This window comes from Mycobacterium sp. NGS62 (assembly GCF_059812285.1).
In genome coordinates this window covers 90915-109166 of sequence record NZ_JCALCK010000002.1, presented here as the reverse complement: position 1 = coordinate 109166, position 18252 = coordinate 90915, and the positions used below count along the sequence as shown (strand labels likewise).

At 69.0% G+C, this 18252-nt stretch carries 16 protein-coding genes; 6 read left to right on the top strand and 10 right to left on the bottom strand.

Annotated elements, in window-relative coordinates; genetic code table 11:
• Positions 1-11 precede the first annotated feature (11 nt).
• On the top strand, positions 12-866 hold the full coding sequence (locus AC5Y49_RS05305) for a cyclodehydratase (RefSeq protein ID WP_499884757.1): 855 nt from the start codon (positions 12-14) through the stop codon (positions 864-866).
• Between the two features lie 43 nt (positions 867-909).
• Positions 910-2253: a macrolide-binding ATPase MABP-1 gene (locus tag AC5Y49_RS05300; protein ID WP_499884756.1), complete on the top strand. Its 1344-nt coding sequence runs from the start codon at positions 910-912 to the stop codon at positions 2251-2253.
• Between the two features lie 83 nt (positions 2254-2336).
• On the opposite strand, the gene AC5Y49_RS05295 is transcribed toward AC5Y49_RS05300, so the two are convergent.
• The 3 genes from AC5Y49_RS05295 to AC5Y49_RS05285 all read right to left on the bottom strand — a co-directional run bounded on the left by AC5Y49_RS05295 (position 2337) and on the right by AC5Y49_RS05285 (position 5069).
• Entirely contained in the window at positions 2337-2606 is a 270-nt protein-coding gene (locus AC5Y49_RS05295; RefSeq protein WP_499884755.1) for a WhiB family transcriptional regulator, read from the bottom strand.
• Between the two features lie 127 nt (positions 2607-2733).
• A complete protein-coding gene (locus tag AC5Y49_RS05290) occupies positions 2734-2865 on the bottom strand; it encodes a hypothetical protein (RefSeq protein WP_499884754.1) in 132 nt (43 codons plus the stop codon).
• A 101-nt stretch (positions 2866-2966) separates the two neighbouring features.
• Positions 2967-5069, bottom strand: a complete 2103-nt coding sequence (locus tag AC5Y49_RS05285; protein WP_499884753.1) for an ATP-dependent DNA helicase UvrD2 — start codon at positions 5067-5069, stop codon at positions 2967-2969.
• An 88-nt stretch (positions 5070-5157) separates the two neighbouring features.
• Between AC5Y49_RS05285 and mrx1 the strand changes: the two genes are divergently transcribed.
• On the top strand, positions 5158-5409 hold the full coding sequence (mrx1, locus tag AC5Y49_RS05280) for a mycoredoxin Mrx1 (RefSeq protein WP_499884752.1): 252 nt from the start codon (positions 5158-5160) through the stop codon (positions 5407-5409).
• Here mrx1 and nudC read toward each other — a convergent pair.
• Both nudC and AC5Y49_RS05270 read right to left on the bottom strand, forming a co-directional pair.
• Positions 5406-6368: an NAD(+) diphosphatase gene (gene nudC / locus AC5Y49_RS05275; RefSeq protein ID WP_499884751.1), complete on the bottom strand. Its 963-nt coding sequence runs from the start codon at positions 6366-6368 to the stop codon at positions 5406-5408. The genes mrx1 and nudC overlap by 4 nt on opposite strands.
• Positions 6346-7416: a potassium channel family protein gene (locus AC5Y49_RS05270; RefSeq protein ID WP_499884750.1), complete on the bottom strand. Its 1071-nt coding sequence runs from the start codon at positions 7414-7416 to the stop codon at positions 6346-6348. The genes nudC and AC5Y49_RS05270 overlap by 23 nt, the downstream gene beginning before the upstream one ends.
• A 39-nt stretch (positions 7417-7455) precedes the next feature.
• Between AC5Y49_RS05270 and AC5Y49_RS05265 the strand changes: the two genes are divergently transcribed.
• Complete coding sequence (locus AC5Y49_RS05265; protein ID WP_499884749.1) at positions 7456-7839, top strand: DoxX family protein; 384 nt, start codon at positions 7456-7458, stop codon at positions 7837-7839.
• Here AC5Y49_RS05265 and AC5Y49_RS05260 read toward each other — a convergent pair.
• The 4 genes from AC5Y49_RS05260 to AC5Y49_RS05245 all read right to left on the bottom strand — a co-directional run bounded on the left by AC5Y49_RS05260 (position 7836) and on the right by AC5Y49_RS05245 (position 16120).
• Positions 7836-11090: an ATP-dependent helicase gene (locus AC5Y49_RS05260; protein WP_499884748.1), complete on the bottom strand. Its 3255-nt coding sequence runs from the start codon at positions 11088-11090 to the stop codon at positions 7836-7838. The two genes, AC5Y49_RS05265 and AC5Y49_RS05260, sit on opposite strands and share 4 nt — an antisense overlap.
• Positions 11087-14224 (bottom strand): ATP-dependent helicase, encoded by a 3138-nt coding sequence (locus AC5Y49_RS05255; protein WP_499884747.1) that lies wholly within the window; start codon positions 14222-14224, stop codon positions 11087-11089. The genes AC5Y49_RS05260 and AC5Y49_RS05255 overlap by 4 nt, the downstream gene beginning before the upstream one ends.
• Before the next feature lie 87 nt (positions 14225-14311).
• Positions 14312-15004: a hypothetical protein gene (locus AC5Y49_RS05250; protein WP_499884746.1), complete on the bottom strand. Its 693-nt coding sequence runs from the start codon at positions 15002-15004 to the stop codon at positions 14312-14314.
• A 9-nt stretch (positions 15005-15013) separates the two neighbouring features.
• The gene (locus AC5Y49_RS05245) at positions 15014-16120 is read right to left on the bottom strand and encodes a hypothetical protein (protein ID WP_499884745.1); all 1107 of its coding nucleotides are present in this window, start codon (positions 16118-16120) and stop codon (positions 15014-15016) included.
• A 128-nt stretch (positions 16121-16248) separates the two neighbouring features.
• Here AC5Y49_RS05245 and AC5Y49_RS05240 point away from each other — a divergent pair, with 128 nt between their 5' ends.
• Positions 16249-17022, top strand: coding sequence for an alpha/beta fold hydrolase (locus tag AC5Y49_RS05240; RefSeq protein WP_499884744.1), 774 nt, complete (start codon positions 16249-16251; stop codon positions 17020-17022).
• 2 nt (positions 17023-17024) lie between these two features.
• Positions 17025-17336 carry an MGMT family protein gene (locus AC5Y49_RS05235; protein ID WP_499884743.1) on the top strand — a complete coding sequence of 104 codons (312 nt, stop codon included), beginning with the start codon at positions 17025-17027 and terminating at the stop codon, positions 17334-17336.
• Positions 17337-17381: 45 nt separating this feature from the next.
• Here the strand turns inward: AC5Y49_RS05235 and AC5Y49_RS05230 are convergent, their stop codons facing one another.
• Positions 17382-18236: a TIGR02569 family protein gene (locus AC5Y49_RS05230; protein WP_499884742.1), complete on the bottom strand. Its 855-nt coding sequence runs from the start codon at positions 18234-18236 to the stop codon at positions 17382-17384.
• Positions 18237-18252: the final 16 nt, after the last annotated feature.

Below are 18252 nucleotides of genomic sequence, written 5' to 3'. Positions count from 1 at the left end.
CCGTGCGAAGCATGCCTCAGGGCCGACCTGCGCCGGTCGCGCTGCCGGTGTACACCTTGAACCCGGCGATGCCCGTGGTGGTGCGCCCGGACGGCGCCGTGCAGGTGGGCTGGGATCCACGTCGCGCCGTGCTGATCCAGCCGCCCACCGGCCTGACCGCTGCCCAACTGGCCACGCTGCTGCGGTCCATGCACGCACCGACGCCGATGACCGAGCTGCACCATCAGGCACCCGCGGTGGCCGCCGACCACCTTGCCGACCTCCTCGCGCAACTGGTCGAGGCTGGGGTGGTCAGCCGCAGCCGCCGGCAGGCGCCCGGGCGGTCCGCGTCGATTCGGGTGCATGGACGCGGGCCGCTGTCGGATCTGCTGCTCGAGTCGCTGCGCTGCTCGGGGGCCCGGATCAAGCACAGCAGCCAGCCGCACGCGGTGGTGACGTCGGCCGGAGCCGACCTGGTGGTGCTGTCCGATTACCTGATTGCCGACCCGCGGATGGTGCGTGAGCTGCACAGCCAGCGTGTCCCGCACCTCGCCGTGCGGGTGCGCGACGGCGCCGGGCTGGTCGGTCCGCTGGTCATCCCCGGCGTCACGAGCTGTTTGGCCTGTGCGGACCTGCACCGCAGAGACCGGGACGCAGCGTGGCCCGCCGTCGCCGTACAACTACGCGACACTGTCGGCACGGCGGACCGCGCGACGCTGCTCGCGACGGCGGCGCTCGCGCTCAGCCAGGTCAACCGGGTGATCGGGGCGGTGCGGGGCGCGGATCCGGGTCCGCCGCCGGCGTTCAACGCCACCCTGGAATTCGACGTCCATCTCGGCTCGATCGTGGCGCGGCACTGGACCCGGCACCCACTGTGTTCATGCTGACATCGCTTGTTGCCAGATCGATGCGGGCGGACACCGGACCGTCATGGATGATGGGTGTGTGACAGACATCAAACGCGGCCGCGCGGCGCGTAACGCCAAGCTGGCCGGCCTGTCGGTCAACATCGCCGGCCGGACCGCGCTCGGGTTCGGCAAGCGCCTAACCGGCAAGTCGAGAGACGAAGTCAACGCCGAGCTGATGGAAAAGGCCGCCCACCAGCTGTTCACCGTGCTCGGTGAACTCAAGGGCGGTGCGATGAAGGTCGGCCAGGCGCTGTCGGTGATGGAAGCCGCCATCCCCGAGGAGTTCGGCGAGCCCTACCGCGAAGCCCTGGCCAAGCTGCAGAAGGACGCGCCGCCGCTGCCCGCCACCAAGGTGCACCGGGTGCTCGATGCGCAGCTCGGCACCAAATGGCGCTCTCGGTTCAGCTCTTTTGACGACAAGCCGATGGCCTCGGCCAGCATCGGCCAAGTGCACAAGGCGGTATGGGCCGACGGTCGCGAGGTGGCCGTCAAAATCCAGTACCCCGGCGCCGACGAGGCGCTGCGCGCCGACCTGAAGACCATGCAACGCATGGTCGGGGTGGTCAAACAGCTCGCACCCGGCGTTGATGTGCAGGGCATCGTCGACGAGTTGATCGAACGCACCGAGATGGAACTCGACTATCGGCTCGAAGCCGACAATCAACGGCTGTTCGCCAAGGCCTACCAGGATGACCCGCATTTCGTGGTGCCGCACGTGGTGGCCAGTGCCCCCAAAGTGGTGATCCAGGAGTGGATCAACGGTATTCCGATGGGTGAGATCATCCGTAACGGCACCGTCGAACAGCGCGACCTGATGGGTACCCGGCTGGCCGCGTTCACCTTCGAAGCGCCACGCCGCCTCGAGGTAATCCACGGCGACGCTCACCCCGGCAACTTCATGCTGCTGCCCGACAACCGGATGGGCGTCATCGATTTCGGCGCGGTGGCGCCGCTTCCGGGCGGCTTTCCCATCGAGCTGGGGATGACGATTCGGCTGGCCCGCGAAAAGAACTACGACCTGCTGTTGCCGACGATGGAGAAGGCCGGCTTCATCCAGAAGGGCCAACAGGTGTCGGTGCGCGACATCGACGACATGCTGCGCCAGTACGTCGAGCCGGTCGAGGTCGAGGTCTTCCACTACAGGCGCAAGTGGCTGCAGAGGATGACGGTCGGCCAGATCGACCGGTCGGTGGCGCAGATCAGGACCGCGCGTCAACTCGACCTGCCGGCCAAGTTGGCGATCCCGATGCGGGTGATCGCCTCGGTGGGCGCGATCCTGTGCCAGTTGGACGCACATGTACCGATGAAGGCGCTGACCGAGGAGTTGGTTCCGGGCTTCACCGAGCCCGACGCCGCGATGGTCTGACGCGCCTAACCAACGCCGAGATCGACGCTAGAGCGGATATTCGCGAAAAATCCGGCGCTAACGTCGATCTCGGGGTGGCAGTTTCACGCTGCAACGGTTTCTTTGCGTGGACGGCCACGGGGACGCTTGCGGTTGACGACGCAGCCGCGGTCGAGGATTTCGCCGCCCCACACTCCCCACGGTTCGGCCCGATCCAACGCCGCGGCCAGGCACTCGTCGCGGATGGGGCAATCGACGCAGAGCGCCTTGGCGCGCTCCAGATCGGCCGGGCTGTCGGCAAACCACAAGTCGGGATCACCGACATGACACGGCAACTCCGGCAGCTTCTCGTCGCAGACTGTCTGGGTCGACATGTCCTGGTCACCTGCTTCCTGGTCTGATATCGGTCTTTGCGAGATCCGGACCAGGTAGCGGGCGGGCGACCCAAAAAGATGGCCACGGATCTGGTTCGAGTCCGTGGCCGTTGGGATTCCTAGAAACCTAGGTAGAGCCCCGATCCACGGACGCGGCGGCGGCGGCGCGATGACGCAGCACAGCCAATACGGCCGCCGCGGCAGCATGGCGGGAGCCAGCGCCGGTCAGGCCTACGCCGAACGCGTTCATGGTGATCATCGGGACTCCCTCCTTTCGTGCTGCGTGAGCGTCAGAAACTGCGGCTAAGAGGTTAAATCTTAGCAGCTGAGCGAAGCAACCGATTTTCTGACCTGCGGGTTTTAGTGGCGGCTACGCACCAGTTCCAGCACGTCCGGCCCGAACTGTTCCAGCTTGCGGGCGCCGATACCCGGTATCGCAACCAGCGCCGCGTCGTCGTTCGGCAGCATCTCGGCAATGGCGATCAGCGTGTTGTCGGTGAACACGACATAGGCGGGCACGTTGAGCTCTTTGGCCGTGCGCAGCCGCCAGTCCTTGAGCCGCAGCAACAGCGCGTCGTCGATATCGGCGGCGCAGGTTTCGCAGCGGCGCAACATGATGGCCGCCGGGGTGGTGAGCAGGCTGTTGCAGACCCGGCAGCGCGACGCGGTCCCGCGGTTGCGCCGCGGCTTGCTCGGCGCTGAATCCGGTCGGCTCTGCGGCGCGATGCCGTTGAGGAACCGCGACGGCCTGCGGCCACCCCGCCCGCCCGGCGTCCGGGACAACGCCCAGCTGAGCGCCAAATGCATCCGGGCTCGGGTGACGCCGACGTAGAGCAACCGGCGCTCCTCCTCGACGGGTTCGCTGTCGGCGCCGTGCGCCAACGCGTGCGAGATCGGCAGCGTGCCATCGGCCAGCCCGACCAGAAACACCGCGTCCCACTCCAGGCCTTTGGCGGCGTGCAGCGACGCCAAGGTGACGCCTTGGACCACCGGCGGGTGGCGGGCGTCGGCGCGCAGCCGAAGCTCGGCCAGCAGACCGGGTAGATCCAGCTGCGGGCGGTGCGCCACCTCCTCATCGACCAATTCGGCCAACGCCGTCAGCGCCTCCCACCGCTCTCGGGCCCGGGTGCCGGCCGGCGGCTGCGCGGTCAGCCCGAGCGGCTCGAGCAGGGCCCGCACCACGTCGGGCAGCGGCCCGTCCACCTCTCGGGTAGCGGCCCGTTGCACCACCAGCAGGGCTTGCCGGATCTCCTGGCGGCTGAAAAATCCCTCGCCGCCGCGCACCTGGTAGGGAATGTTCGCCTCGGTCAGCGCCTCCTCGTAGACCTCGGACTGGGCGTTGATCCGGTAGAGCACCGCGATCTCTGCCGGCGCGGTGCCGGCGGCGATGAGACGGGTGATCGACTTGGCCACGGCGGCAGCCTCGGCGACTTCATCGGGATGTTCGGCAAACGACGGCTCCGGACCCGGGTCACGCTGGCCGACCAGGTGCAGCTTGCTGCCGGCGACTCGGCCGCGAGCCGCGGCGATCACCCGGTTGGCCAACGACACCACCTGGGGGGTGGACCGGTAGTCACGTTCCAGCCGCACCACCGTGGCGTCGGGGAACCGTCGGGAGAAGTCCAGCAGGTAACGCGGTGAGGCCCCGGTGAACGAGTAGATGGTTTGGTTGGCGTCGCCGACGACGGTCAGGTCATCGCGCTCGCCGAGCCACGCCGAGAGCACGCGCTGCTGCAACGGCGTGACGTCCTGGTATTCGTCGACGACGAAGCAGCGGTATCGTTCGCGGAACTCCTCGGCCACTGCGGCGTCGTTTTCGATTGCCGCCGCGGTGTGCAGCAACAGATCGTCGAAATCGAGCAACGACACCCCGTCGCCGCGGGCCTTGAGCGCCTCATAGCCCGAGTACACCGCGGCAACCCGCGCAGCATCCAACGGAATGTCGCGGCCTTCCGCGCCCACCACCTCCGGATACTGCTCCGGCGAGATCAGCGACGCCTTGGCCCACTCGATTTCGCCGGCCAGATCCCGCACGTCGTCGGTGCTCACCTGCAGGCCGCAGCGCGTCGCCGCGCGGGCGACAATGGCGAATTTGCTGTCCAGCAGCTGCCAGCCGGTATCGCCGACCACCCGCGGCCAGAAATAGCGCAGTTGGCGGTGCGCGGCCGCGTGGAAAGTCAGCGCCTGCACTGCGCTCACGCCGGGCCCACTTTGCGCAGCAGCCGCGAGCCCGCGGAGCCGGCTGCGCATCTCGCCGGCCGCGCGCTGAGTGAATGTGACCGCCAGAACCTGCCCGGCAGAGACATGTTCGGAGGCGACGAGCTGGGCGATGCGGTGCGTGATGGTGCGGGTTTTACCAGTTCCGGCGCCGGCCAGCACGCACACCGGTCCGCGCGGCGCCAGCACAGCCTCACGCTGCTCGTCGTCAAGATCGGCAAGCAAGACGTCTGCGATCACCGGCATGGCGTCCATCTTGGCAGCGCTGGCCGACAAACCCTGCGGATCGCCACGCCGAGGCAATATCGCGGGCCCCGATTATGTTTAACGACTTATGACCAACGCTTCGCTAACCATGTACACGACGCCCTGGTGTGGCTACTGCCATCGGCTCAAGACGGTGTTGAAAGCCGCCGGAATCGGCTACGACGAGATCGACATCGAGCAGGACGCCGCGGCCGCGGAGTTCGTCGGCTCCGTCAACGGCGGCAACCGGACCGTGCCCACCGTGCGCTTCGCCGACGGGTCGACACTGACCAACCCCGGCGCAAACGAGGTCAAGGCGAAGCTCGCCGCGCTGGCCTAGGTTCCCCCGGCGGTCGCCCAGGATTCGATGATCACCCGGGCGATGGAAACCGAGCCGGGCAGAAGAAGTTTGGAGTCCGATTGGCTGCTCCAGTCGCCGACAGCCAGCGCCGTGCGCACCTCGTCGCGGGTGAACCAGGCCGCCTCGGCGATCTCTCCGTCGTTGAACGAGAACGGCTGATCCGGATCGGCGAGCGCGTGGAAGCCCACCATCAGTGAGCGTGGGAATGGCCAGGGTTGGCTGCCCAGATAACGCACCTCGCGCACGGTCAGGCCGATTTCCTCACGGATCTCCCGGGCCACGCAGACCTCGAACGACTCGCCGGCCTCGACGAAGCCGGCCAGCAGCGAAAACAACCGCTGAGGCCACACTGTTTGGCGGGCCAGCACGGCGCGGTCGCCACCGTCGTGAACCAGGCAGATCACTGCCGGGTCGATTCGCGGGAATTCCTCGTGGCCGGTGAGCGGGTTGACCCGTGCCCAGCCAGCCCTTGCCGACCGGGTCGGTGAGCCGTCCACGGCGGAATACCGGGCACCGTCATGCCAATTCAGCAGAGCCAGGGCCGAGGACACCAACTGCGCGCTGATGTCGTCGAACAGCTGGCCCGCGCGACGTAAATCCGCCACTTCGGCCTGCATCGCGGGATCCTCGGGGGCTGCCAGTGGCCCGCGCACCGCCCACACATGGCGTCCGCCGTCGATACGACCCAGGAATACCGCGTCCGCGGGCGGCTTGTCGGCCAACGTGCCCGCCGTTCCCAGCACCACCCGGCCGTCGGCGACCAGCACCTGATTGCGGGAATCCACCCGCAGCAGGGCCGCGTCCGGCCATCCCGCGGCGGCGGCCTCGACGTCGGTGCGCAACTGGTCGGCCCGGTCGGCGCCGATGCGCGACAGCAGCGGAACGCTCTGCAGTTCGAAGTCGGCCACTGGGCGCCTAATTCCCCACGCTGCGGACATACAGCAGCCGGTCGCTGGCCTCGACCGCGTCGACTTCGGGTGCGTCCACCCGCAACAGCTGGCCGTCGCGGACCACGCCGAGCACGATGTCGCGTAGATGCCGAGGTGATCCACCGACCTCGGCCTGCTCCACCTCGCGTTCGGCGATCGCGAACCCGGCCTCGGGGGTCAGCAGGTCTTCGATCATCTCCACCACACTGGGGGTGGTGGTGGCGATGCCAAGCAGCCGGCCCGCGGTCTCCGAGGACACCACCACCGAGTCCGCGCCCGACTGCCGCAGCAGGTGCTGGTTTTCGGCTTCCTGGATCGACGCCACGATCTTGGCAGTGGGTGCGATTTCCCGGGCAGTCAGCGTGACCAGCACCGCGGTGTCGTCGCGGCCGGTGGCCACCACGATCGCGGCGGCGTGCTGGGCGCCGGCGAGCCGCAGAAAATCGGATTTGGTGGCATCGCCGCGCACGGTCACCAGGCCCTCGCCCGCCGCGCGGTCGAGCGCGGCCTGGTCGGGGTCGACGACCACGATGTCCGCCGAGGCGATCCCGTCGCCGCGCATCGCGGCCACCGCCGTTTTGCCCTTGGTGCCGTAGCCGGTGACGATGGTGTGGTTGCGCACTCGTTTCCTCCACCGTTGGATCTTCAGCACCTGCCGCGACGTTTCGGTGAACGCCTCGATCGTCGTCCCGACCAACAGGATCAGGAACGCGATCCGCAGCGGGGTGATCACCAAAACATTGATCAGGCGCGCGTATTCGGAGACCGGGGTGATGTCGCCGTACCCAGTGGTCGACAACGTCACCGCGGAGTAATACAGGCAGTCCAAGAACGTCAGCGGCTCACCCCGCACGTCCTGGTAGCCGCCGCGGTCGATGTAGACGAAAAAGGCCCCGGCGAACAACGCCGCCAGCGCGATAAGCACCCGGCGGTACACGGTCCGCGCGGGGTTGGAGCGCCCCTCGGGGATGCGCAGCACGCGGACCAGGTCATAGCCTCGCTGGGCGGTCAGCGTCTCGTCGAGACCGCCGTGCCGCCGCCAATTACCTCTGGCCACGGCTAGCTGTCATCGGCTGGCGCACGACACAATGTAACCATGGCCCCCACCACACCAATAGCTAGCCAGGCACCCGCATACCGGATGGGAACGCTGCTGATCGGCATGGGCATCACCCACTTTGTCGTTCCGAAGCCGTTCGACGACATTGTTCCCGTCGAACTGCCCGGAAGTCAGCGCTTCTACACCTACGCTTCCGGCGTTGCCGAAGTGGTCACCGGCGCACTGCTGCTGATCCGAAACACCCGCCGACTCGGTGCGCTGGCCGCGGTCGCGCTTTTCCTCGGAGTCTTTCCGGGCAATGTCAACATGGTGCGGTTGTGGTGGGACAAGCCCTGGCCGATGCGGCTCGTGGCGCTGGCCCGGCTGCCGTTGCAGATCCCGATGGTCACCATGGCGCTCAAGATCAGGCGCACGGCTTAACCGGCCACCAGCGCGGCCAGTTCATCGGGTTCAGGCAACACCTCGGGAGTCACGGTGGCCCCGGTGCGTACGTAATGAAAAGCAGTACGCACCAATGACTCCGGGCAACCGGACAATGTCGCCCAGGCCAGTCGGTAGACGCCGAGCTGAATCGCGGCGTGCCGGGCGGCTTCCGGGCTGTGCGGCGCCTCGCCGGTCTTCCAGTCCACCACCGTGGCTCCGCCGTCCGGATCGGCGAACACCGCGTCGATGCGGCCGCGTACCACGGTGTCACCGACGGCCATCTCAAACGGCACTTCAACGGCAACCGGCGTGCGAGCCGCCCACGGGGAGGCGAGAAATGCCTCCTGTAACGCGGCCAGTTCATCGGCGTCGCCCTGGGCGGTGTCGGAATCAGCCGCGCCGGGCAAGTCGCCAAGGTCGAACAACCGCTCGGCACCGTAGAACCGCTGAACCCAATCATGAAACGCGTTGCCCAGCAAGGCATGTGGTTCCGGACGTGTAGGCAGTCGGCGCGTCAGCCGCTGCGCTGCACCGACTGGGTCACGGGCCAGGTCCACCAAGCTGCTGACCGACAGGCCTCCGCAAGCGGGCGGTGCCCCCGGGCTGGGCGGTTTGGCTGGTGCTGCGGCGCGCTCCCGCTCGGCTAACAGCGCATCCACGTCGCTGGCCCACTCGTCGCCGGCGTTGCCGGACGGGGCCGCTGCCGACATTGCCGCAGCCACCAACGCCGCGCCACGCTCGACGTCGGTGCGGCGGGCGCCCAGCGGATCAACCGGCCAAACCTCTTCGACCACGGTGTCGCGCAGGGGGTTTCGTTCACCATCAGCGGGCGACGGTGCCCAGTGTTCGACGACACCGCACGGCTCGCCGTCGTCAGCCGACCGGTCGATGACGTCTTTGATCTCGCAGAGGAAATCCGACGGGCCGCGCGGCTTGATCCCGGTGGCGCCCCAATGGTGGCCCGACAGCAGCAGGGTGTCCTCGGCGCGGGTGACGGCCACGTACAGCAGCCGACGATCCTCGTCGATCCGCCGCTGTTCGAGCTGGCGGCGATGCGCAGAAATCTTGTCGGAGAGCTGTTTGCGATTGGTGATATCGGAGGTGTCCAGCACCGGTACGCCGTGCTCGCAGGTCGAGGCACTGTCGCCGCGCAGCAGCGGGGGTAGATCGGCAGCGTCGGTGAGCCAGGTGCGGGCCGATCCGGTGGACGGGAACACGCCTGCCGACAGGTGCGGCACGGCCACGACCTGCCATTCCAGGCCTTTTGCCGCATGTACCGTCAGGATCTGAACCCGGTTGTGGGCGACCGCGATCTGCGCGGGCGGCAGCCCGTTTTCGACGACGGCAGCCGCATCCAGATAGGCCAGCAGGCCCAGGACCGACGCCTCGGCGGCGGCACCGGCCCGCTCGGCGTAGGCGGCGACCTCGTCAGCGAAGGCGTCGAGGTGCTCGGTGCCCGTCCAGCCTGCTGGCGCGGTGGCCCGGACCTCACAGTCGAGCCCAAGTACCCGGCGCACCTCGGCCAGCAGGTCAGGCAATGGATGGTCGAGATGTGCCCGCAGCGCCGACAACTCTCCGGCCAGCGCGACGATTCGCCGATACCCCGCCGCCGAATACTCGCCCGCGGGCCCCGGGTCCTCGATGGCGTCGGCCAGACCTGCGCTGTCGGTATCAGGTCCGGCAGCAGCGGCGATCTGCTGGGCTGAAACCAGTTGCTGTGCACCGTCTTCCAGAGCGACTGCGCGTCGCCACAACGCCGCGACGTCACGGGCGCCGAGCCGCCAGCGCGGACCGGTCAGCACCCGCATCGCGGCTGTTCCCGCAGTCGGATCGGCGGCCAGCCGCAGCATCGCCACCACGTCGGCGACCTCGGGGATGGACAGCAGCCCGGCCAGCCCGACCACCTCCACCGGTACGCCGCGGGCCCGCAGCACCTCGGCCATCGGCGCGGCGTCGGCGTTACGGCGCACGAGCACCGCCGCGGTGGGCGGTGCGACGCCAGCAGCATGCGCGCGTTGGAAGTGCTGCTGCAGGTGATCGGCGACCCACTCGCGTTCGGCGCACACATCAGCCAGTAGCGCGCAGCGGACGGTGCCCGGTTCGGCGTTCGGCCGCGGCCGCAGTGCGTGCACCGCCACCGATCGTCGCCGTGCGTCTGCCGATACCGCGTTCGCCACCCGCAGCGCCCGTGGCGGGTTGCGCCAGCTGGTTCGCAGCTCCAGCACGGGCGCCGCGGTGCCGTCGGGGCACGGGAAGTCAGTGGTGAACCGGGGCAAATTGGTCGCCGAGGCGCCGCGCCAGCCGTAGATCGACTGGATCGGATCGCCGACGGCGGTCAACGCCAATTCGCCGTCGACTCCGCCACCGAACAACGAGGACAGCACGACCCGTTGGGCATGGCCGGTGTCTTGGTATTCGTCGAGCAGCACCACCCGATAGCGGTTCCGCAGTTGCTCGCCGACTTCGCCGAACGCCGACACCAATCGCGCGGCCGACGCCATCTGCATCCCGAAGTCCATCGCCTTCTCGGCCCGCATCCGCTGATGGAGCGCTTCGATCAGCGGCACTAACTCGGCGCGCTCGGTCTGGGTGGCCAGCATCCGCAACAGCCATTGGCTGGGTCCGCGGTCACGCTGGTACGGGCCGGCCGGCAACGTGTGCACCAGCCGTTCGAGTTCGACGTGGGTGTCGCGGAGTTGCGCGGTGTCGACGAGGTGTTCGGCAAGTTGGCCTGACAGCCGCAGCACCATCGAGGTCAGCGTGGTCGGGCTCTTATCGGTGTGCAATTCGCCGCGGTAGCCGTTGACCACATCGAAGGCCAGCTGCCATAGTTCGGTCTCGCCGAGCAGCCGGGTCTGCGGCTCGATGCCCAGCAACAGACCGTGATCGCGCAGCAACTGGCCGGCGAAGGCGTGGTAGGTGCTGACAGTCGCGGTGCCGATCGGTTCGGCGGTGTGAGCGATCAGGCCGGTGCCGGCCAGCCGGGCCAACCGGGAACGCACCCGGCGCAGCAGCTGTCCGGCGGCCTTGCGGGTGAACGTCAACCCCAGCACCTGGCTGGGATCGGCGTAGCCGTTGGCGACCAGCCACACCACCCGGGCGGCCATCGTCTCGGTTTTTCCGGCGCCGGCGCCCGCGATGACCACCAGCGGCCCGGGCGGCGCGGCGATCACCGCGGCCTGCTCCGCCGTCGGTTCGAAAAGCCCTAAGGCGCCGGCTAATTCAGCAGGACTGTGGCGCGGCGTCATGTTCGGCCCTCCCTGGCAGTGCCGGTATGGGCCGGGCAACTCGGCCGGATCGGGCAATGGGTGCAGCCGTCGTTGATGCGGGCGACGAATTGAGGTCCGGCGGTCGCCGCGGCCGCCTGCTGGACCAGGTTGCGCCAGTCGTCACGAGCGGCAGGTGTCAGCGGGTCCTGTTCGCGTTCGGCGGCGCCGCCCGCGCCGGCCCTGGCCGGATACACCAACCGGGCGCCACCGGGCTCGTCGCCGTCGGGCAGCAAGCCCTCGGCTACCGCCAGCTGGTACATGGCCAGCTGGGCGTGCCGCTGCGCGTCGTCCTTGCTGACCGGCGTCTTGCCGGTTTTGACGTCGACGACCACCAGACGGCCGGCGCCGTCGCGCTCGACCCGGTCGACGCGTCCCCGCAGCCGAACGCCGGTCCCCTCAAGAACCCCGTCGACTTCGATCTCACGGCCAACCTCGGTCAGCTCGTGCCGTGTCTGAGCCCGCCACTGGAAAAAGGTCTCCAGCATCGCGCGGTGGCGAGCCAACTCGTTGGCGCCGTACCACCGTGACTCGAACGGCAGCTGCTCCCAGGCCCGGTTCAGCGCGGCCAACAGCTGTGTCTCGTTGCTCTCGGTGTCGGCGATCAGCGCATGCACCACCGACCCGATGGTGGAGCGCAGGTCGCGTGGGTCGGTGCCGCCATGGCGTTCGGCCAGCCAGCGCAGCGGACAGTCGGTCAGCGTCTGCAGGCTCGACGGGGTCAGCGTGACGACATGATCATCACCGCTCCACAGCGGCTCGGTGGTGCTGACCGGCGCCATCCCGTACCAGCCGGCCGGATCCGCACCGGGCACACCGGCATTGGCCAGCCGGGCCAATTGCGTTGCCGCGCCCGCGCGTATCTCGTCGCTCACCGCGTCGCGCGGAGCGCAGACCACAGCCCGCAGCCGGCCCACCATCGCCGTGGCCGACAGCATCCGCGGAGCGGCCACTGGCGGTAGCGGAGCGTCGGGGTCGGGTCCGTCGATAGCCCACTGTGCGATTTCGAAGAAGAACGGCGACGGCAGCGCGGTCTCCCCGCCACCGTCGGCCTCGCCGTCGACGGCGGTCACCAACAGTTGTCGGCTGGCGCGGCCCATGGCCGCGATCAGCAGCCGCCGCTCGTCGGCCAGCAGCGGTGCCCGCATCGACGTGGTTTCGCTGACCCCGTCCAGGACGTCGAGCAGCCGCTGGGTGCTCAGCACCCCGCCGCGGGGAATGGTGTTGGGCCACAGTCCTTCCTGTAGGCCGGCGATGGCCACGAAGTCCCACTGGTGCCCTAGCGCGGCGTGTGCGCTGAGCACGCTGACGGCCTCGGTCGACGCCGGTTCGGGACTGACCGGGGGCAGTTGCAGCGCACCGACATGGTCGAGCAGGCCGCGCAGCGAGGTGCCTGCGGTACGCGACACGTACTGCTCGGTGATGTCGAAGAGCGCTGTGACGGCGTCCAAGTCGCGGCTTGCCTGAGCACCGCTCGAGCCGCCGCGTTCACCTGCCGAAAGCCAGCGACGCTGCAGGCCCGAGCGGTGCCACGCGGCCCACAGCGTGTAGCGCGGGTCGTGACCGTCCCGTTGACAGCGGGCGGCTGCGTCCAGCACCGCCCGTACTCGTCGCACCGGGCGGGCCTGCGCGGCGGGAAGCCGAATCGCCTCGCCGCGCAACGCTGCAACCAACACGTCGGCGAACTCACGGTCACCTGCGTTGCGGCGCAACGTGCGGCGCAGTTGGCGAAGAGTCACCGGGTTTACCCTGCCGATCGGGCCGGTCAGCAAGGCCAGCGCCTGCTCGCCGTCCAGGCCGTCGGCTGTTGCCGCCAACACGGTCAGCAGCGCTCCTGCCGCCGGCTGTTGCCACAGCGATCCGCCGGTGGTCGGCATGGCCACCGGGACGCCGGCCCGCATCAGGGCCTGCGACAACCCGGTGCCGGCACGCGGCACTGACCTGACGATGACCGCCATCTGCGACCAGGGCAGCCCGTCGATGAGATGGGCGCGCCGTAACGCATCGGCGATCACCTCTGCCTCCGCGTGCGGCGAGGCCGCCAGGCGCGCCCTCACCGAACCGGAATCTTCACCGGCCCCGGCTATTTCGTTGCTGCTGATAAGCCGGCGCGAGACACCCGAAACTGCGCGCGCCACCGTCGGCGGGCAGCGGTGCGACACCGTGAGCGTCACCGTCGGCGCAGCCGCGCCGTGCTCTGGTGCGGGACCGCCGCTCAAAAGCAGGGTCGGCTCGGCACCGCGGAAACCGAACACCGCCTGGGTGGGATCACCGGCAATCAGCGCCACCTCGGCCCCGGCCGCCAGCACCCGCACCATACGGGCGGCCTGGGGGTCGAGTTGCTGGGCGTCGTCAACCAGCAGGATCCGAATCCTGGCACGCTCTGCGGCCAACAACTCGGGATCGGCGGCGAAGGCCTCCAGCGCCGCCCCAACCAATTCGGCGGCGCCGACCGCCGGCGTCGTCGCTTGTGGGGCTGCCGTCCCGACGGCCCCCCGCAGCAGCATCACTTGTTCGTACTGACGCGCGAACTGGCCTGCCGCTACCCACTCCGGATGGCCGTGCAGCCGGCCCAGCCGCGCTAACTCTCGGGCATCCACGCCGCGTTCGGCGCAGCGCGCCAACAGATCCCGTAACTCCGCGGCAAATCCGGCAGTAGCCAACGCAGGTTGCAGCTGCGCGGGCCAGCCCACCGCGGCGGCCGGACCGTCTTGGAGGTCACCGGCCAGCAGTTCGGCGATGATGCCGTCCTGTTCGGCGCTGGTGACCAGTCGCGGCGGCGGACCGCCGGCGCGCTGCGCGGCCAGCCGCAGCACCGCGAAGGCGTAGCTGTGCACGGTACGCACCAGCGGCTCGCGGATTACCGCGCGGCCCGCGCCGTCGGCCCGCGCACGCAACAACCGCGTCATCAACGCGCTGCGCGCCTGCGTCGCGATCCGCCCCGAACCCGTCAGCAACAGAACCGATTCCGGGTCGGCACCCGCAGCGATGCGGGCGGCCGCCGCATCGATCAGCAAGCTGCTCTTCCCGGTGCCCGGGCCGCCGACGATCCGCAGTTGACCGCGCAGGCCGGGATCCAGCACTGCCTGCGCCTCGGGATCCCATCGATGTGCCATAGCGGCATGACACCACGCGGGTCCGACAAGTCGGTCCGAACCGGTTACCGCCGCCCGGCTAGGACCGGTGCATGGCGCCCACCGGCATCACATCCGGCGGCCGAGATCCTCACCGCCGCTGTGGCGGGGATATTCGGGCAGCACCGGCGGTCGGCCCGCGTCGTGTCGGATGTCGCCACCGGCCTGCGGTCCGGCCGCAGCTCCCGCGTCGTCGCGCTCGGTGCTCTGCTGGGTTTCGGGCTGGCCCTGCGGGGCAGGCTGGTCCTCCCGCTGCTGCTGCTGCGAGGTGCCCATACCAGCGGGGCCTTGACCCGCGCCTCCAGCGGCGCCTTGGGACTCCGGTCCGCCCGCAGGCTGTCCCTGCCCGCCGTGGCCCTGCCCGCCGTGGCCGGCGCCTTGGAACGCCTGCATCATCGGTTGCATCAGTGACGTGAAGCTGCCGCCGAACTGGCCGCCCATCTGACCGGGCGCACCGGCCATCTCGCCAGCCTGGCTGCCCATCTGGCCCAGCGTTTGGACTATCTGCATCACGCCCTGCTGACCCGACTCGTCGGCGCCCTGATAGGCCGCGCTCGAGGCACCGAGTTTGCCGTCGAACATGGCCTCCTTGCCTTGCAGCGCCGCGACATTCGCTTGCAGGGGAACGGACAGCGTCGGCAAGACCGCGGCGATCGTCGCGCTCATCGGGTCTTCGCCGGGCGACACCATCGGCATCTGCGGCATTTGCACCTGACCTGGCTGCCAGGTGGGCGTTCCGTGGTGCTCCAAGCCCTCACTCATCAGCTGTCATCACCAATCATCGTCGTCCTCGCCTTCGCTGAGGTCGTGGTCGAGGGGCGTTGGAACCGCCATCCCCGACCGGGAACCGCCGCTTTCCCCCCGGTGTCCCATCATGCCCATGCCGCCCATGCCGCCCATGCCGCCGCCGGCGCCCACCGGTGCCGCACCGCCGACGACAGTGCTGCCTGCGGCGGCGCCCTCCTCCACTGCGGTGGGAGCGACCGTGGTGGTGTGCTTGTCCACCAGTTTGGCCATCAGCGGTGTGCGCGGCGGACTGCCGCCGGAGCCGGGCACGCCCCCGCCCCGCATCAGTCCGCCACCCGAGGTCGCCCCAGAGCCACCGGCGGCCGGATGATTGGAAAACGCGGCAAACGGTGAGGCGTCCGCCCCGCCGGAACCGCCTTTGCCCAGTTGGCCGAACATCGACGAAATCTGCTGCAAGGGTTGGGTCAGCTGTTGCAGCCCTTGGCCCCCGCCCATCTTGCCGAGCTGTTGGGGAAGCTGCCCAACCTGAGACATCATCTGGGTCATCATTTGCACCCCGTCCTGCGACTCTTTGCTCGCCTGCCCCGCGCCCGCCGTCCCGCCGGGCGGGATGGGTATCGCGGCGGGGTTGACGGCCGGCACACCCAGATTGCCCGCGAGCTCGGTCGTGCCCGTCATCACGTCGGCCATGTTCTGCGACTGGCCCAGCCTGATCTGGCTTTGCAGCAGGGCTTCCTTGTCTTCCCCCGGGAGCGGCAAGCCCTCGATCATTTCGCAGGTGTGCTGGGTGAGCTGCGCGGTGGCGTTGGCCAGCCCCTTGGCTTTGACGATCGACGCCTCCATGGCGCGCAGCTTGAGCGCGATGGCTGAAGCCTCAGCGGCGTTGATTTCATGGCCGTTGATGATCGTGCTGGCCTCTCCGAGCGCCGCCGTGGCCGCGGCGCCCTGCCAGATGCCCTGGATCTGCATCATCTGCCCCTGCTGCTGAGGCACCACCACCCCGGTCAGATGCATCGCCAGCTGTTCGAACTCCGCGGCGGCCGCCGCCAGCACGTCCTCGTCAATGTTTGGCCAGCCCGGGCCCAGCAACGTCTGCGACCCATACGGGCTGCTGTCGGGCTCCATCCCCATGACACGATCCCTTCCCCAGCGTGTCCGGATCTACCGTCAAACCTTACTGCGCAGCTAGCCCGCCTATTGACACATTTTCGGCAGCAGCGGCACCGGCGGCGCTCCAGGCGGCTGGCACCATACGACGCGTGAGGAAGCTTCATGTGCACCGTTACGGCCCCCCGGGGCCGGTGCGGTTATTGGCCATCCACGGTTTGACCGGCCATGGGCAGCGCTGGCAACGGCTGGCAGCCGACTACCTGCCCGAGGTCAGCGTGGCCGCCCCCGATCTGCTCGGCCATGGCAGGTCGTCGTGGTCCGCGCCGTGGACGATCGACGCCAACGTCGCGGCGCTGGCCGCGCTGCTCGACGATCAGGCCCCGGCGGTGGTGGTCGGCCATTCGTTCGGGGGCGCGGTCGCGCTGCATCTGGCCGCCGCTCATCCCGAGCGGGTGGCCGCGCTGGTGTTGCTGGATCCGGCCATCGGTTTGGACGGCGCATGGATGCGCGAGATCGCCGACGCGATGCTGACCTCGCCCGATTACCCGGACACCGCAGAAGCGCGCGCCGAAAAGGCCACCGGCGCATGGGCCGACGTCGACCCGACCATGCTCGACGCCGAGCTCCACGAACACCTGGTGGCGCTGCCCGGTGGGCGCTATGGCTGGCGGATCAGCCTGCCGGCGATGATGTCGTACTGGAGCGAGTTAGCACGCGATGTGGTGCTGCCACCGAAAGGCATTGCCACCACGTTGGTTCGGGCGCTGTGGACATCGCCGCAATATGTCGACGACGGCCTGGTCGCCGGCCTGCGTCAGCGGCTGGGATCCGACTTTCAGCTGCTGGAATTCGAATGCGACCACATGGTGGCCCAAGCCAAGCCCGCCGAGGTCGCCGCGGTGATCCGCGAGCGGATGCGCTGACGATGGCGGCGGTGACCGACGAGCAGGTCGAGCGGGTGCGCGCGCTGGTGGCCGCCATCCCCGCCGGCCGGGTGGTGACCTATGGCGATATCGCAGCCGCCGCAGGGCTTTCCAGCGCGCGGATCGTCGGCTGGATCATGCGAACCGACTCCTCGGATTTGCCGTGGCATCGGGTGATCACCGCGTCCGGCCGCCCCGCACCACATCTGGCTACCCGACAGTTGGAGCTCCTTCGTGCCGAAGGGGTGCTGGCCGACGACGGCAAGGTCGCGCTGGGCGAAGTGCGTCACGCGTTTCCGCGAGAGTGCAACTAGCGACGGCCCTTCTCGGGAAACGCGTTGCTACTTGCACTTTCGCGCTTAGAGCACCAACCGGACCAAGGCCGCGGTGCGGGCCAGCCCCGGGAAAGCCGCCGACGTGGAGCGCGGATGCAATGCATGAACCGCGAGGCGAAACATCAATGCCCGCAACAACATCTGTGGCCACTCCGGCAGGGCGTTCCAACGCTCGATGAGTCCGTCGTCGGCCTCTCCCCATGACAACGCGTCGACGACGACGACACCAGCAGCCCACGGCGCGGGCCGCCAGTACGGCGTGATATCAGTGATGCCGGGAGCGGCAGCGCCCGCGAAAAGCACTGTCCCGTAAAGGTCTCCGTGCACAAGTTGACTGGGGCTTTTGGTCCGCCGCCGCAGGCCGGCCAGCTGTTGGATCAGCTCGACCGAACGCGGCCGGTCGGCAGTCGCGGGAGCAACCCGCGCGGCCTGCGGCACCGAGGCCAGCGGCTGTTCTTCCCACGCGGCCCGATCGGCGGCGATGAAAACGTCGACATCCGCCCACGGCGCGGTAGGACCCTGAGTGAGGAACCGAGGGCGTTCCAGTTTCCCGGTGGCCTCGTGCAACCGCACCGCCGCCGAAACGACTTCGTCATGACGGGGCTCGGGTTTGCCAGCGACGAAAGTATCTGCCCGCCAGCCGGAGACCACATAGCGTCCGTCGGTCGAGCGGACCGGTCGGGCCAGCCGCACGCCGTCGACGAACAGCGTCTCCCGCACCTTCGCAGACCAGGCGGCGCGAGCGTGATCGGCAACCAGCGACAGCACCACTTCACCGCACCGCCAGCCGCCTTCCCAGCTGCCACCCAACGGCGCAGGCCGCACTCCGGTCAGACCAAACGCCGCCAATACGTGCTCGGGCGGCGGGTCGACACTCACGCGCTCAGCCTAACGG